The sequence below is a fragment of the Xanthomonas chitinilytica genome, assembly GCF_026107455.2.
Lineage (GTDB): Bacteria > Pseudomonadota > Gammaproteobacteria > Xanthomonadales > Xanthomonadaceae > Stenotrophomonas > Stenotrophomonas chitinilytica.
In genome coordinates this window covers 292,573-307,732 of record NZ_JAPCHY010000003.1, presented here as the reverse complement: position 1 = coordinate 307,732, position 15,160 = coordinate 292,573, and the positions used below count along the sequence as shown (strand labels likewise).

10 protein-coding genes are annotated in these 15,160 nt (G+C 71.1%); 3 read left to right on the top strand and 7 right to left on the bottom strand.

Annotated elements, in window-relative coordinates; translation table 11 throughout:
• Window positions 1–121: 121 nt before the first annotated feature.
• The 5 genes from OK345_RS05305 to cysD form a co-directional block, all read right to left on the bottom strand.
• Window positions 122–661, bottom strand: coding sequence for a GNAT family N-acetyltransferase (locus OK345_RS05305; RefSeq protein ID WP_265126884.1), 540 nt, complete (start codon window positions 659–661; stop codon window positions 122–124).
• Window positions 654–3,779 (bottom strand): efflux RND transporter permease subunit, encoded by a 3,126-nt coding sequence (locus tag OK345_RS05300; RefSeq protein ID WP_265126883.1) that lies wholly within the window; start codon window positions 3,777–3,779, stop codon window positions 654–656. The genes OK345_RS05305 and OK345_RS05300 overlap by 8 nt, the downstream gene beginning before the upstream one ends.
• Window positions 3,776–4,858: an efflux RND transporter periplasmic adaptor subunit gene (locus tag OK345_RS05295; protein WP_265126882.1), complete on the bottom strand. Its 1,083-nt coding sequence runs from the start codon at window positions 4,856–4,858 to the stop codon at window positions 3,776–3,778. The genes OK345_RS05300 and OK345_RS05295 overlap by 4 nt, the downstream gene beginning before the upstream one ends.
• A gap of 89 nt (window positions 4,859–4,947) precedes the next feature.
• A complete protein-coding gene (cysN, locus tag OK345_RS05290) occupies window positions 4,948–6,921 on the bottom strand; it encodes a sulfate adenylyltransferase subunit CysN (RefSeq protein ID WP_265126881.1) in 1,974 nt (657 codons plus the stop codon).
• Window positions 6,921–7,832 carry a sulfate adenylyltransferase subunit CysD gene (gene cysD / locus OK345_RS05285; RefSeq protein ID WP_265126880.1) on the bottom strand — a complete coding sequence of 304 codons (912 nt, stop codon included), beginning with the start codon at window positions 7,830–7,832 and terminating at the stop codon, window positions 6,921–6,923. The genes cysN and cysD overlap by 1 nt, the downstream gene beginning before the upstream one ends.
• A gap of 198 nt (window positions 7,833–8,030) precedes the next feature.
• On the opposite strand from cysD, the gene OK345_RS05280 reads away from it, so the two are divergent.
• The 3 genes from OK345_RS05280 to OK345_RS05270 are packed head-to-tail and all read left to right on the top strand — an operon-like array spanning window position 8,031 to window position 12,401.
• Window positions 8,031–9,872: an assimilatory sulfite reductase (NADPH) flavoprotein subunit gene (locus OK345_RS05280; RefSeq protein ID WP_265126879.1), complete on the top strand. Its 1,842-nt coding sequence runs from the start codon at window positions 8,031–8,033 to the stop codon at window positions 9,870–9,872.
• On the top strand, window positions 9,760–11,676 hold the full coding sequence (gene cysI / locus OK345_RS05275) for an assimilatory sulfite reductase (NADPH) hemoprotein subunit (RefSeq protein ID WP_306332085.1): 1,917 nt from the start codon (window positions 9,760–9,762) through the stop codon (window positions 11,674–11,676). Before OK345_RS05280 ends, cysI begins: the two co-directional genes overlap by 113 nt.
• A complete protein-coding gene (locus OK345_RS05270; RefSeq protein WP_265126877.1) occupies window positions 11,673–12,401 on the top strand; it encodes a phosphoadenylyl-sulfate reductase in 729 nt (242 codons plus the stop codon). The genes cysI and OK345_RS05270 overlap by 4 nt, the downstream gene beginning before the upstream one ends.
• Window positions 12,402–12,537: 136 nt before the next feature.
• Here the strand turns inward: OK345_RS05270 and OK345_RS05265 are convergent, their stop codons facing one another.
• Together OK345_RS05265 and OK345_RS05260 are read right to left on the bottom strand one after the other, a co-directional pair.
• Window positions 12,538–14,604: a TonB-dependent copper receptor gene (locus tag OK345_RS05265; protein WP_265126876.1), complete on the bottom strand. Its 2,067-nt coding sequence runs from the start codon at window positions 14,602–14,604 to the stop codon at window positions 12,538–12,540.
• 72 nt (window positions 14,605–14,676) lie between these two features.
• Window positions 14,677–15,126: a DUF2946 family protein gene (locus OK345_RS05260; protein ID WP_265126875.1), complete on the bottom strand. Its 450-nt coding sequence runs from the start codon at window positions 15,124–15,126 to the stop codon at window positions 14,677–14,679.
• Window positions 15,127–15,160: the final 34 nt, after the last annotated feature.

Genomic DNA, 15,160 nt, shown 5'->3' with positions numbered 1-15,160 from the left:
AGTCGGCGGAAACAAGGGAACGTCCCCGTCGGCCGGGAGGACGCGTCGATTCTCCACGATCCGCAGCGGGCTGCGTAGTGGCAATTTCGATGAACGCGCCGGCCGGCCTCCCGCGCCGGCCTCAGTCCAGCGCCGCGCGGGTCAGGGCGAAGCGGCGCAGATCGTGCAGCACGCCGCGCTTGAACACGGCGCGACGGGCCGTGCCTTCCTCGACGAAACCGTTCTTCAGCAGCACCCGGGCCGAGGCCGGGTTGGAATCGAGCACCTCGGCCTGCAGCCGGTACAGCCGCAGCGTGCGCAGCGCCCACGGGACGTATGCCGCGACCACCCGGGTCATGATCCCGCGGCCCCACAGCGCCCGGCCCAGCCAGTAGCCCAGCTCGGCGCTGTGCGCGCGTTCGCCGCTGCCCGCGCTGGCGCCGATGCCGCCGCAGGCGCGGCCCTCGACCTCGATCGCCAGGGTCGGGCCGTCCAGCGGCAGGATGCGTCCGGACAGGAAGGCCTCGCCGTCGGCGCGGGTATAGGGATACGGGAAGCGGTCGCGCAGCCCCTGCGAGACCGCCTCGTCGTTGGCGTGGAGCACCAGCGTATCCAGGTCGTCCGCGCGCCAGCGCCGCAGCGCGAAGCCGTCGCCCTCGATCCGCGGCGACGGCTCAGGCATGGCCGCCGACCGAGGGGGTTTCCCGCTCCAGCTGTTCCAGTTCGTTGGCCACCGACTCGGGCGACTTGGTGTACGGCGCCAGCCGCGCATAGAACGCCGGCACCACGAACAGCGACAGGAAGGTGGACAGCGAGACGCCGAAGATCACCACCACGCCGATGGTGCCGCGGCTGGCCGAGCCCGGACCGCCGGCCACCACCAGCGGGATCGCGCCGAACACCGTGGCCAGCGAGGTCATCAGGATCGGGCGCAGGCGCACCATGGCCGACTCGACGATGGCCCGGTGCACGTCGCGGCCCTGGTCGCGCAGCTGGTTGGCGAATTCCACGATCAGGATGCCGTTCTTGGCCGCCAGCCCCACCAGCATCACGATGCCGATCTGGCTGAAGAGGTTCAGCGTGCCGCCGGTGAGCCACAACCCCACCAGCGCGCCCAGCACCGCCAGCGGCACGGTGAGCATGATCACCAGCGGATGGATGAAGCTCTCGAACTGCGCGGCCAGCACCAGGTAGACCACCAGCAGCGCCATCGCGAAGGTCAGCAGCACCGCGCCGCCGGCGTTCTTGTACTCGCGCGACTCGCCCTTCCAGTCGATCTGCGCGTACTCCGGCAGCTCCTCGCTGGCGACCTGCTCCACCCAGGCGATGGCTTCGCCCAGCGGGTAGCCCGGCGCCAGGCCGGCGTTGATGGTGATCGAGCGCAGCCGGTTGAAGCGGTTCAGGGTACCGGCTTCGGCCACTTCGCTCAGCGTCACCAGGTTCGACAGCGGGATCAGCGTGCCACCGCTGCCGCGCACCCGGATCGCCGCCAGGTCGCTCGGCGTGGCGCGGCCGTCGCGCGTGGCCTGCACCATCACGTCGTACTCCTCGCCGTTGTCGACGAAGGTGGTGACGCGGCGCGAGCCCATCATGGTTTCCAGCGCGCGCCCGATCTCGGTCACGCTCACGCCCAGGTCGGCGGCGCGCTGGCGGTCGATGTTGACCCGCATCTGCGGCCGGGTTTCCTTGTAGTCCGAATCCGGCCCCACCAGGCCGGGGTTGTCGGCCATGCGCACCAGCAGGCGGTCGCGCCACTGCGCGATCTCCTCGTATTCCGGGCCGCCCAGCACGATCTGGAACGGCTGGCCGCCGCTGCGCACCAGGCCGCCGCCGACCTGGGTGCGCACGCGTACCCCGCGCAGGCCGTCCAGGTGCGTCTGCAGATCGGCGGCGACGTCGCGGGTGGCGACATCCCGCTGGCGCCACGGCTGCAGGAACACGCTGATGCGGCCGGTATGCATTTCCTCGCTCGACCCCCAGCCGCCGGGCACGCGCGGGTTGGCGCGCACGATCGGCTTGTCCTCGCCGACGAAGCCGGCCACGATGCTCTCCACCTGCTGCACCTGCCCGACCGTGTAGTCGAACCCGGCGCCCTCGGGGCCGTCGATCATGATCTGGAACGAGCCACGGTCCTCGGCCGGGGCCAGTTCCGAGGGCAATACCTTCAGCAGCGCGGCGCTGGCCAGCAGCGACAGCAGCATCACCGCGATGTAGATCCAGGTCTGCCCGACATGCGCGTCCAGCACCCGGCCATAGGCCGTGGACAGCCGTTCGAGGTTGCGGTTGATCACCCCGTGCAGCCCGCGCGGTGCCCGCCCCGAGTGCGGCTTGAGCAGCTTGGAAGCCATCATCGGCGTCAGCGTCAGCGACACGAACGCCGACAGCGCCACCGCCGCGGCCAGCGCGACGGCCAGTTCGCGAAACAGGCGCCCGGTGTTGCCTTCCAGGAAGCCGACCGGCAGGAACACCGCCACCAGCACCGCGGTGGTGGCGATCACCGCGAACGCCACCTGCGCGGTACCGCGCTTGGAGGCCACCAGCGGCGGTTCGCCCAGGTCGATGCGGCGCTGCACGTTCTCCACCACCACGATGGCGTCGTCCACCACCAGGCCGATGCACAGCACCAGCGCCAGCAGGGTCAGCAGGTTGATCGAGAACCCGAACGCATACAGCGCGATGAACGCCGCCACCAGGCATACCGGCACCGTCACCGCCGGGATCAGCGCGGCGCGGAAGCTGCCCAGGAACAACCAGATCACCAGCAGCACCAGGATCATCGCCTCCACCAGGGTGGCGTAGACGCGGTCCACCGCCGCTTCGATGAAGGTGGTGTTGTCGAAGGCGACGAAGATGCGCGTGCCCTCGGGCAGGGTCTGCCCGATGCGCCCGGCTTCCTCGCGCGCCTCGCGGGCCACGTCCAGGGCGTTGGCGGTTGAGGTCTTGACGATGCCCAGGCCGATGTTCGGCTCGCCGTTGCTGCGGTAGTAGGCGCGGCGCTCGGCCGAGGCCAGCTCGATCTTCGCCACGTCGCCCATGCGCACCACGTAGCCGTCGGCGCCCTTGCCGAGCGGGATGCCGGCGAAGTCCTCGGGCTTGATGTAGTTGCGCTCCACGCGCAGGGTGAAGTCGCGGTCGGCCGACTCGATGCGGCCGGCCGGCAGCTCCACGTTCTCGTTGCGCAGCGCGGTCTCGACATCGTTCACCGTCAGCCCGCGCGCGGCCAGCTGGTCGCGGTCCAGCCAGATCCGCATCGCGTAGCGCTGGCGGCCGCCGATGCGCACCTGGGCCACGCCATCCAGGCTGGAGAAGCGGTCCACCACGTAGCGGTCGGCGTAATCGCTGAGCTCCAGCGTGTCCATCGTGGTGGAGCTCATGTTGAGCCAGATGATCGGATCGGCGTCGCTCTCGACCTTGGCGATCTCCGGCGGGCGCGCCTCTTCGGGCATGCGGTCGGCGACCCGGCTGACCGCATCGCGGACGTCGTTGGCCGCCGCCTCGATGTCGCGGGTGGCGGTGAACTCGATGCTGACCTGGGCGCGGCCGTTGGTGCTGCGCGCGTTGATGGTGTCGATGCCCTCGATGCCGGCCAGCGCGTCTTCCAGCACCTGGGTGACGCGGCTTTCGATGACCGCCGCCGAGGCACCGGTGTAGTCCACCGATACCGAGACGATGGGCGGATCGATCGCCGGCAGCTCGCGCAGGGTCAGGCGGGTGAACGACATGATGCCCAACACGACGAGCAGCAGGCTCATCACCACCGCGAACACCGGCCGCTTGATGGAAATGTCGGAGAGTTTCATCCCGCGTCAGCCTCTGCGTCGGCCTCTGCGCCGGCCGGCGTCCCCGCGTCGGCGGCGATCTTCAGCCCCGGCCGCAGCTTGCCGGTGCCTTCGACCACGATGCGGTCGCCCGCCTCGATCCCCTGGCGGATCTCCACCACCCCGGCCCGGCGCGCACCGGTGACCACATCGGCGCGCTCGACGGTCTCGTCGTCCCTGACCCGGTACACGAACGAATCGCGGCCGACCTGCACCACCGCGATCTCCGGCACCACCAGCGTCTGCCGCTCGGGCCGGTAGATGCGCACTTCCAGCAGCATGCCCGGGCGCAGCGCGTGGTCGGCATTGGCGAAGTCGGCGCGCACGGTGACCGCGCGGGTGGCGGTGTCCACGCGCGCCTCGACGGTGCTGACCACGCCCTCGAAGTCGCGCCCGGGATAGGCCACGCTGGTGCCGCTGACCTTGTCGCCCAGCGCCACCGACGCCAGCTCGGACTCGGGCACCTGGAAATCGACGTACATGCGGGAGATGTCGTCGAGCGTGGCGATCACGGTGGTCGGGGTCACCAGCGAGCCGGGACTGACCTGGCGGATGCCGAGCACCCCGGCGAACGGCGCGCGCACGCGGCGGTCGCCGATGTCGGACTGCATTTCCTGCACCCGCGCCTGCGCCGCGTCGCGGATCGCGCGCTGGGTGTCGAGGGTGGAACTGGCCACCAGCTGCTGCGCGGCCAGCTCGCGCTGGCGCCGGTACAGCTGGTCGGCCTCGGCGAAGGTGGCCTGCGCCTGCGCCAGCGCCGCCTGCTGGGCGTCGCCGCGCAGGGTCACCAGCGGCGCGCCGGCGGCCACTTCCTGGCCGCTCTCGAAATGGACCTGCTGGACGATCTCGCTGAGCTTGGCGGTGACCGCCACCGACTCGCGCGCCTTGGCCGTTCCCAGCGATTGCAACGTATCGCTCCAGGACAAGGGCTGCACCACCTGGGTGGTCACCGGCACCGCGCCGCCCTGCGGACCGGCACCGCCTTCGCTCCTGCCACACGCGGCCAGCACCAGCGCCAATGCCACGCCACTGGTCAAGGTCACGGCAATACGTCCCAACATGAACAGTCCCGCTAGATTGACGATCCCGCAGTCTAGCCGGCGCCCGTGACCGCCGTATGTGCCATTGGTGGGAGCCCCGCGGCGGCCGTTCAGCCGTGCCCCAGCGCCCGCAGCACCTGCCGCGCCAGCGCCTCGGCATTGTCGCCATCGGCCAGCAGGTGCAGCTCCGGGGATTCGGGCGCCTCGTAGGGCGAGTCGATGCCGGTGAAGTTGGGGATCTGCCCGGCGCGGGCCTTGCGGTACAGGCCCTTGACGTCGCGCGCCTCGGCCACCGCCAGCGGCACGTCGACGAACACCTCGACGAACTCGCCCTGGGCGAACCGCTCGCGCGCCATCTGCCGCTCGGCGCGGAACGGCGAGATGAAGCTGACCAGCACGATCAGCCCGGCATCGGTCATCAGCCGCGCCACCTCGGCCACGCGGCGGATGTTCTCCACCCGGTCCTCGTCGGTGAAGCCCAGGTCGCGGTTCAGGCCGTGGCGGACGTTGTCGCCGTCCAGCAGGAAGGTGTGGTAACCGAGCGCATGCAGGCGCTTTTCCACCAGGTTGGCGATGGTGGACTTGCCGGCCCCGGACAGGCCGGTGAACCACAGCACCCGGGGCTGCTGGCCCTTGATCCGCGCGCGCGCGGCGCGGTCCACGTCCAGCTGCTGCCAGTGCACGTTGCCGGCCCGGCGCAGGGCGAAGTCCAGGGTGCCGGCGGCGACCGTGGCGTTGCTCTGGCGGTCGACCAGGATGAAACCGCCCAGGCTGCGGTTCTGCGCATAGGGGGCGAACGGGATCGGCTCGTCCAGCGACAGGTTGCAGTAGCCGACCTCGTTGAGCTCCAGGCGCTTGGCCGCCAGCTGCTCCTGGGTGTTCACGTCGACCCGGTGCTTGATCTCGCTGACGCTGGCCACCACGCTGCGCGCGCCGATCTGCAGCCGGTAGGGCCGGCCCGGCAGCAGCGCGGCCTCGTCCATCCACAGCACGTGCGCGGCGAACTGGTCGGCCACTTCCGGCGGGTCGCCGGCGGCGGCGATGACGTCGCCGCGGCTGACGTCGATCTCGTCGGCCAGGGTCAGCGTCACCGCCTGGCCGGGGCCGGCCAGCGCGAGGTCGCCGTCCGGCCCCAGCACCCGCGCCACGCTGGAGCGCCGCGATCCGGGCAACACCACCACCGCATCGCCCGGGCGCACCTGGCCGGCGGCGATGGTGCCGGCGAAACCGCGGAAATCCTGGTGGGGACGGTTGACCCACTGCACCGGCAGGCGCAGCCCGGTGGCCGCGTCGTGGCCGGCCACCTGCACCGTTTCCAGGTGCTCGAGCAGGGCCGGGCCGTCGTACCACGGCGTGTTGGCGGACGGCGAGGACAGGTTGTCGCCTTCCAGCGCCGACAGCGGGATGCACTGCACGTGGGCGATGCCCAGCTGCGCGGCCAGCTGCCGGTAGTCGTCGGCGATGCCCTCGAACACCGCCCGGTCGTAGCCGACCAGGTCCATCTTGTTGACCGCCAGCACCACCTGGCCGATGCCCAGCAGCGAGACGATGTAGCTGTGGCGGCGGGTCTGCCGCAGCAGGCCCTTGCGCGCGTCCACCAGCACCACCGCCACGTCGGCGGTGGAGGCGCCGGTGGCCATGTTGCGGGTGTACTGCTCGTGCCCGGGGCAATCGGCGACGATGAACTTGCGGCGGTCGGTGTCGAAGTAGCGATAGGCCACATCGATGGTGATGCCCTGCTCGCGCTCGGCGGCCAGGCCGTCCAGCAGCAGCGCGTAGTCGATGCGCTCGCCCTGGGTGCCGTGGCGGCGGCTGTCGCTTTCCAGCGCCGCCAGCTGGTCGTCGAACAGGCGCTTGCTGTCGTACAGCAGGCGGCCGATCAGGGTGCTCTTGCCGTCGTCGACGCTGCCGCAGGTGATGAAGCGCAACAGCGGCTTGGATTCGTGTTGGCGCAGGTAGGCGGCAATTTCGTCGCCGCCGTGATGGGTGGCTGGGGATCCATGGGCCCGATCCGCGGCATCGCCGGCGGCCGGGCCCTGCCTTGTCGAATCGCCGATCACGAATTCCGGAATACTGCTTCCCATCAGAAATACCCCTCCAGCTTCTTCTTCTCCATCGAAGCCGACTGGTCGTGGTCGATGATGCGCCCCTGCCGCTCGGAGCTGGTGCTGACCAGCATCTCGGCGATGATCTTCTCCAGGGTGTCGGCCGCGGACTCGACCGCGCCGGTCAACGGGTAGCAGCCCAGGGTGCGGAAGCGCACCCTGCGCAGCTGCGGCCGTTCGCCGGGCCGCAGCGGCAGGCGCTCGTCGTCGACCAGGATCAGGCTGCCGTCGCGCTCGACCACCGGCCGCTCGGCGGCGAAGTACAGCGGCACCACCGGGATCTTCTCGCGGTAGATATAGAGCCAGATGTCCAGCTCGGTCCAGTTGGACAGCGGGAACACGCGCACGCTCTCGCCGGCATGCACGCGGGCGTTGTACAGGTTCCACAGTTCCGGCCGCTGGTTCTTCGGGTCCCAGCGGTGGCGGTCGTTGCGGAACGAGAACACCCGCTCCTTGGCCCGCGACTTCTCCTCGTCGCGGCGCGCGCCACCGATGGCCGCGTCGAACTTCCACTTGTCCAGCGCCTGCTTCAGGCCCTGGGTCTTCATCACGTCGGTATGCACGCCGGCGCCGTGGGTGAACGGGCCTACGTCGCCGGCGATGCCGTCGGGATTGATGTGCACGCGCAGCTCGATGCCGGTCTCGGCCACGCGGCGGTCGCGGAAGGCGATCATCTCGCGGAACTTCCAGCGCGTGTCCACGTGCAGCAGCGGGATCGGCGGCACGCCCGGCGAGAAGGCCTTGAGCAGCAGGTGCAGCAGCACCGAACTGTCCTTGCCCACCGAGTACAGCAGCACCGGGTTGTCGAAGGCGGCGGCCACCTCGCGCAGGATGTGGATGCTTTCGGCTTCCAGCCGGTCGAGGTGGGACAAGGCGGCAGGTACGGTCATCGAGCGGGGTGCAGGCGGAGACACGTCGGAGGGAGGGTAGCAGCGAGGCCGGGCACGGGCCGGCAAGGCGGCGAGTGTGGGCGTTCGGCGCCGACGGACAGAAATGAACGCACGGCATGAAGCGATAACCGCTGCTCCTTTCCGCTGGACCGGGCGCCTCCGTAGCATCGTCCATCCCTCCCCCCGTCCGGACAGGAAATGACCGTCGCCCCCGCCGCCGTGCCGCCCAGCCCCCTGCCGGAGGATCGCAGGGTCCTGCTGACGCAGTTGGTGGAGGGATTGGACGGCAACAGCCTGTGGTGGCTGTCCGGTTTCGCCGCGGGGCTGGCGCAGGGCCACCCGCCGCCGTCGCTGGCGGTGGTTCCCGGCGGCCAGGCCGCCGCGCCGGGTCAGCCGCGGCTGACCGTGGTCTACGGCAGCCAGACCGGCAACGCCCGCCGCGCCGCCGAACAGATCGCCCACGACGCCGAAGCGGCCGGGCTGCCGGTGCGGCTGCTGCGCGCCGACACCTACCCGACCCGCGAACTGGCCGGCGAGCGCCTGCTGTACGTGGTGATCAGCACCCAGGGCGAAGGCGACCCGCCGGACGACGCGATCGGCCTGGTCGAATTCCTCGAAGGCCGCCGCGCGCCGAAACTGCCGGCGCTGAAGTTCGCGGTGCTGGCGCTGGGCGACTCCAGCTATGCCGATTTCTGCGGCATCGGCCGCCGCATCGACGCCCGCCTGGCGGAGCTGGGCGCGCAGCGCGTGCAGCCGCTGGGCGAAGCCGACCTGGACATCGACACGGTGGCCGCGCCCTGGCGCGGGCAGGCGCTGCAGCATGCCCGCGAGCAGCTCGGGAATGCCGCGCCGCTGGCCACGGTGACGCCGCTGCGCGGAGCCGTCGCCACGACGGCCTGGAGCCACGAACGCCCCTTCGCCGCCGAGGTGCTGGCCAACCAGCCGATCAGCGGCCGCGATTTCAAGGGCCCCGCCTTCGGCCAGCATGGCGCCGCCGGCAAGCGCGTCCGCCACCTGGAACTGTCGCTGGAAGGCAGCGGCCTGCACTACGAGCCCGGCGACGCGCTGGGCATCGTCCACCGCAACCCGCCGGCGCTGGTGGAATCGGTGCTGCAGGCGCTGCGGCTCGACGGCCGGGCCGAGGTGAGCCTGGGCGAGGAAACCCTGCCGCTGGCCGAATGGCTGGCCAGCCGCCGCGAACTGAGCAAGCTGTCCCGGCCGTTCCTGGCCGCGCACGCCGAACAGGCGCGTGCCGAGGAACTGCAGACGCTGCTCTCCCCCACCCAGCCCGCCGGCCTGGCGGCGCTGCTCGCCGACCATCAGCTGATCGACGTGCTGCGCCGTTGGCCGGCGGATTGGGACCACACCGCGCTGGTGGCGGCACTGCGGCCGCTGGCGCCGCGCCTGTACTCCATCGCCTCCAGCCGCAAGCGGGTGGGCGACGAGGTCCACCTGACGGTGGACGAACTGCACTATCGCGCGCACGGCCACGACCACCTCGGCGCGGCCAGCGGCTTCCTGTCCGCGCTGGCCGAGGGCGCCCATGCACCGGTCTATGTCGAGGCCAACGAACGCTTCCGGGTACCGGCCGATCCCGCGCGCGACATCATCATGGTCGGCCCCGGCACCGGCGTGGCGCCGTTCCGCGGCTTCGTGCAGGAGCGCGCCGAGACCGGCGCCAGCGGCCGCAACTGGCTGCTGTTCGGCGCCCGGCACTTCAACCGCGACTTCCTCTACCAGGTCGAATGGCAGCAGGCGCTGCAGCGCGGCGAGCTGCACGAGCTGGACCTGGCGTTCTCGCGCGACCAGGCCGACAAGATCTACGTGCAGCACCGGCTGCGCCAGCGCGGCCGCGAGGTCTACGGCTGGCTGCAGGAAGGCGCGCATTTCTACGTGTGCGGCGCGATCGGCATGGGCAAGGACGTGCATGCGGCGCTGCTGGAGATCGTCGCCGAACACGGCGCGCTCGATGCCGACGCCGCCGCCGACTACCTGCGGCAGCTGCAGGCCGCCGGCCGCTACTGTCGCGACGTGTACTGAACGCCGATCCGCCGGCGGCGGCCCCGCCACCGGCACCTCCCCGATTTCCCGAGCGGTCCGCACCGCCTCCACCCGGAAGACCATGAGCACCCATTCCGTCGAAGACATCAAGGGCGAAAGCAGGCGCCTGCGCGGCTCGCTGCTGGAAAGCCTGGCCAACCCGGTGACCGGCGCGCTGCGCGAGGAAGACGAACGGCTGATCAAGTTCCACGGCAGCTACCAGCAGGACGACCGCGACCTGCGCGACGAGCGCCGGCGGCAGAAGCTGGAGCCGGCCTACCAGTTCATGATCCGCACCCGCACCCCCGGCGGCATGGTCACGCCGGCGCAATGGCTCAAGCTCGACGCCATCGCCACCCGCTACGCCGCCCACTCGCTGCGCATCACCACCCGCCAGGCGTTCCAGTTCCACGGCGTGGTCAAGCGCGAGCTGAAGGCGACGATGCAGGCGATCAACGCCACGCTGATCGACACCCTGGCCGCCTGCGGCGACGTCAACCGCAACGTGCTGGTGGCGGCCAACCCATTGCTGTCGGCCGCGCATGCCGCGCTGTATGCCGACGCCGCCCGCACCTCCGAGCACCTGCTGCCGCAGACCCGCGCCTACTACGAGATCTGGCTGGACGAGGAACGCGTGGCCGGCAGCGGCAGCGAGGACGAACCGGTCTACGGCAGCCACTACCTGCCGCGCAAGTTCAAGATCGGCTTCGCCGCGCCGCCGTACAACGACGTCGACGTGTTCGCCAACGACCTGGGCTACATCGCCATCATCGAGGACGGCGAACTGCTCGGCTACAACGTCAGCATCGGCGGCGGCATGGGTGCCAGCCACGGCGACGCCGCCACCTATCCGCGGCTGGGCAACGTCGTCGGCTTCGTCGAGCGCTCGCAGCTGCTCGACGTCACCACCGCCATCGTCACCACCCAGCGCGATTTCGGCGACCGCCAGCTGCGCAAGCACGCGCGCTTCAAGTACACCATCGACGACCGCGGGCTGGACTTCATCGTCGCCGAGATCGAGCGCCGCGCCGGCTTCGCGCTGGCGCCGGCGCGCCCGTTCGCGTTCGACCACAACGGCGACCGCTACGGCTGGGTGCAGGGCGAGGACGGCCGCTGGCACCTGACCCTGTCGCTGGCGGCCGGGCGCATCGCCGACACCGCCGCCGGCGGCACCCAGCTGAGCGGCCTGCGCCATATCGCGCAACTGCTCGATGCGCCCGGTTCGCAGGCGCAGTTCCGGATGACGCCGAACCAGAACCTGGTGATCGCCGCGCTCAGCGACGCCCAGCGCGCGCAGATCGCTCCGTTGCTGGCCCCCCACGGCCTGGACGACGGCAGCGCTGCCGGCAGCGCGCTGGCACGTGCGGCGATGGCCTGCGTGGCGCTGCCCACCTGCGGCCTGGCGATGGCCGAGTCCGAGCGCTACCTGCCGCAGTTCGCCGCGCGCCTGCAGCCGCTGCTGGACAAGCACGGGCTGCGCGACGCGCCGATCCTGCTGCGCATCTCCGGCTGCCCCAACGGCTGTTCGCGGCCTTACCTGGGCGAGATCGCCCTGGTCGGCAAGGCCCCCGGCCGCTACAACCTGATGCTGGGCGCCGACCACCGCGGCCAGCGGCTGAACACCCTGTACCGCGAAAACATCGTCGAAGCCGAGATCCTCGACGCGCTCGATCCGCTGCTGGCCCGCTATGCCGCCGAACGCGACGGCGACGAAGGCTTCGGCGATTTCCTCCACCGCAGCGGCCTCGTCGCCCTGCCGGCCTATCCCACCCACCGTCACATTCCCGTGGAACTGCACGCATGACCGCCCTGCCCGCCGTGTCCGGCCGTACCCAATCCCTGCCCGACAACCTGGACGCCATCAACACGCAGCTGGAGGCGATGGACGCCGAACAGCGCGTGGCATGGGCGCTGCAGCATGGCCCGGCCGAGCCGGCGCTGTCGTCCAGCTTCGGCGCGCAGTCGGCCGTCACCCTGCACCTGCTGAGCCGGCAGAAGCCGGACATCCCGGTGATCCTGGTCGACACCGGCTACCTGTTCGCCGAGACCTACCGCTTCGCCGACGAACTGGTCCAGCGCCTGCAGCTCAACCTCAAGGTCTACCGCCCGCTGGTCAGCCGCGCATGGATGGAAGCCCGCCACGGCCGGTTGTGGGAGCAGGGCCTGGTCGGCATCGAGCAATACAACAACCTGCGCAAGGTGGAACCGATGCGGCGCGCGCTGGACGAGCTGGACGTGGGCACCTGGTTCACCGGCCTGCGCCGCGACCAGGCCAGCAGCCGCGCCGACACGCCGATCCTGCAGCGCCGCGGCACCCGCTACAAGGTCAATCCGATCGCCGACTGGAACGACCGCGACATCTGGCAGTACATGCAGCGCCACGACCTGCCCTACCACCCGCTGTGGGAACAGGGCTACGTCTCCATCGGCGATTTCCACACCACCCGCCGCTGGGAGCCGGGCATGCGCGAGGAGGACACCCGCTTCTTCGGCCTCAAGCGCGAGTGCGGCATCCACGAGGACATCTGAAACACCCTTCCCCCTGCAGGAGCGACGCAAGTCGCGACAGGGCCTTGCCGGGAATGCCCCGTGTCGCGACTCACGCCGCTCCTGCGACAGGGAACTGCCGCGGGGGCGCCCCCGGTGCGCCCCCGCAGGCTCCAGCTCAGTATCGGTAATCCAGCTTCAGCCACAACGTGCGTCCCGGCTCGGCGATCCGAACCGGCTCGGCCGGATAGCCGAAGTCGGCGCTGCCGGCCAGGTTCAGGTGCTCGGCGTAGGCGCGGTCGAACAGGTTGTCGATGCCGGCGCTGGCGCGCAGCACGTCGCTGAAGCGATAGCCGGCATTGAGCGCCAGCGTGGCGAAACCGGGACTGGCGCCGAGGTCGCGCGCCACCACGTTGCCTTGGCCGACGGCCACGCGTCCCTGCCGCATCGCCGCGCGCAGCAGCGCGCCCGCCGACCAGCGCCGTCCTTCCCAGGCCGCGCTGGCGCGCGCTTCCAGCGGCGGCATCTGCGGCAATGCGCCGCCCTGGCTGCGGTTCTCGCCCCAGGCATGGGCCAGGCTGCCGCCCAGCTTCCAGCCCGCCCATGGCTGCAGCTCGATCCCGGCCTCGGCGCCGGCGATGCGCGCATCGACATTGGCGGCCGAGGTGGTCGCGCCCATCATCCCGCCCTCGTGGTAGCGGAAGAGGATGTAGTCGCCGATGCGCCCGGCGTAGGCCGATACCCAGGCCTGCATCGCTTCGCCGCGGTACTGCAGGCCCAGGTCCAGCTGCGTGGTCTTTTCCGGGGCGATGCCGGCGAACGCGTTGAGCGACCCGGCCGGCCCGGCATCCGCCGAGAACAGCTCCCAGTAGTCGGGCATGCGCTCGCTGTGGCCGAGCCCGGCATAGCCGGTCAGCCCGTTGGCGAAGTCGCGTTCGAAACGGACGAAGCCGCTGCCCAGGTTTTCCCTGCGGGTGCGGCCGGCGGTGGGATTGGGCATGTCCATCATGCCGGTGCTGCGGCGTTCGTCGGTGGCTTCGGCGCGGTCGATGCGCAGGCCGCCGATCCAGCGCCGGGCGCTGCCGGCGCCGAAGGTGAGCTCGGAGAACACGCCGCGGTTGCCGAAGCGCGCGTCGGTGGTCCACGGCAGCTGCCGGTAGGCGTTGCGGCCCATGCCGCCGCGGCGGCGGTGGCGGCTGTCCTGCGCATCGACCCCGGCGACCACGGCCACCTCGCGCCAGCGCCATTCCGAGGCGATGCGGCCGCCGCGGGTGCGGCGATCGACGTTGGACGCCATCGGCATGGGCATCGCACCGAGCGGATTGGGCGCGCGCAGCGTGTAGTTGTCCATCACGTGGTCGGCATCGTTGTGGTAGACGTTGGCCTGCAGCGTGTCCCAGGCCCCGGGCAGGTTGCTTTTCTCGAAGCGCGCGCCGTAGCTGGTGCGCTTGAACGAAGCGCCGTCCATGCCGCGCCCGGCGTAGCGCGCCAGCGCATCGCCGGCGCCGGCCGACAGTTCCAGCACGGTGTCGGCATCGGGCGTCCAGCCGATGGCCGCATCGCCGTTCCACTTGCGCCATTTCGACGGCACCGTGTCGCCGTTGCCGTCGCGGTAGTCGTCCGACTCGGAGCGGTTGCCGTTGATCCGCACGTAGCCCGGCGCGGCGCCGGCGGTCAGGTCCAGCGCCTGGTCGTTGCGGTTGCGCGAACCGGCCAGCGCGCTGGCGCCGATGTTCACGCCCGGCCGTTCGAAATGCGGGGTGTCGCGCTCGAAACGCACGGTGCCGGCCGAGGCGCCCGCGCCCCAGCGCACGCTCTGCGGGCCCTTGATGATGGTCAGCCGGTCGAAGGTCTCCGGGGCGATGTAGGACAGCGGGTTGTCCATGCGCGAGGGACATGCGCCGATCAGCGTGCCGTCGTTGCTGAGCACGTTCAGGCGCGAACCGAACATCCCGCGCAGCACCGGATCGCCGTTGGTGCCGCCGTTGCGGATCGTGGCGAAGCCGGGAACGGTCTTGAGGTAGTCGGCGCCGTCGCTGGCCGGCACCGGCTGCCGCGGCAGCCGCGGGTCGGTGGTCCAGTGCAGCGGCGTGGAAGGCGCGCTGGCGGTGACCACCAGCGTGTCGAGGGTGAGGGCATCGTCGTCGCGTGCGGCGGCGGCGGTCGCCAGCAGCGGGAACAACGCCAGCGCAAGGCACGACGACAGGCATGCCGGTGCGCCCGGCATACGGGGAATGGAAGACATTGCGGAACTCCGGATAGCACGAACGGCGCGGCGCCGGCAGGCGTCACGCCAAGGGAAGGAGGTGTCGTGGGATCAGGACAAGCGCGGCGGCCCGCGCGGCGCATGGGCGGGCCAGCGCAGCGCGCGCACGGCCGGCGCGGCGCCACGGATGGCGGGAACGATGCAGGGCAGCAGCGGCGCCAGCACCAGCAGCAGCGCCAGCCACGGCAGCAGCCGCGAGGCCAGGGTGCAGTACTCGCAGGCCTCGCCATGGGCGGCGTGCGGATCGGCCGGCGGTTGCGGCGCGGGGGCTGTCGTGCCGTGGTCCATGCCGTGGTGGGCGTGTTCCCCGGCGGCCATGCCGTGGTGGCCGGCATGCGCCTCCATGGCGGCCGCCTGCACGGCGGGGGCCGTCGCCGGCATCGCCGCATGCGTGGCGTGTTGCGCCTGCACCCAGCGGCTGACCACCGGCGCCACCGCCATCAGCAGCGCGGCGGCGAAAGCCAGCAGGAGCAGGAAGGATTGGAAACGGGCCGTACGCATGGCCGCGCCATTCTATCGGCGGCCCATCGCGCTT

Bases quoted from the DNA above. Each gene is read 5' to 3' on its own strand.
- OK345_RS05305 (WP_265126884.1), bottom strand. From the start codon at position 661: ATGCCTGAGCCGTCGCCGCGGATCGAGGGCGACGGCTTCGCGCTGCGG.
- OK345_RS05300 (WP_265126883.1), bottom strand. From the start codon at position 3,779: ATGAAACTCTCCGACATTTCCATCAAGCGGCCGGTGTTCGCGGTGGTG.
- OK345_RS05295 (WP_265126882.1), bottom strand. From the start codon at position 4,858: ATGTTGGGACGTATTGCCGTGACCTTGACCAGTGGCGTGGCATTGGCG.
- cysN (WP_265126881.1), bottom strand. From the start codon at position 6,921: ATGGGAAGCAGTATTCCGGAATTCGTGATCGGCGATTCGACAAGGCAG.
- cysD (WP_265126880.1), bottom strand. From the start codon at position 7,832: ATGACCGTACCTGCCGCCTTGTCCCACCTCGACCGGCTGGAAGCCGAA.
- OK345_RS05280 (WP_265126879.1), top strand. From the start codon at position 8,031: ATGACCGTCGCCCCCGCCGCCGTGCCGCCCAGCCCCCTGCCGGAGGAT.
- cysI (WP_306332085.1), top strand. From the start codon at position 9,760: ATGCGGCGCTGCTGGAGATCGTCGCCGAACACGGCGCGCTCGATGCCG.
- OK345_RS05270 (WP_265126877.1), top strand. From the start codon at position 11,673: ATGACCGCCCTGCCCGCCGTGTCCGGCCGTACCCAATCCCTGCCCGAC.
- OK345_RS05265 (WP_265126876.1), bottom strand. From the start codon at position 14,604: ATGTCTTCCATTCCCCGTATGCCGGGCGCACCGGCATGCCTGTCGTCG.
- OK345_RS05260 (WP_265126875.1), bottom strand. From the start codon at position 15,126: ATGCGTACGGCCCGTTTCCAATCCTTCCTGCTCCTGCTGGCTTTCGCC.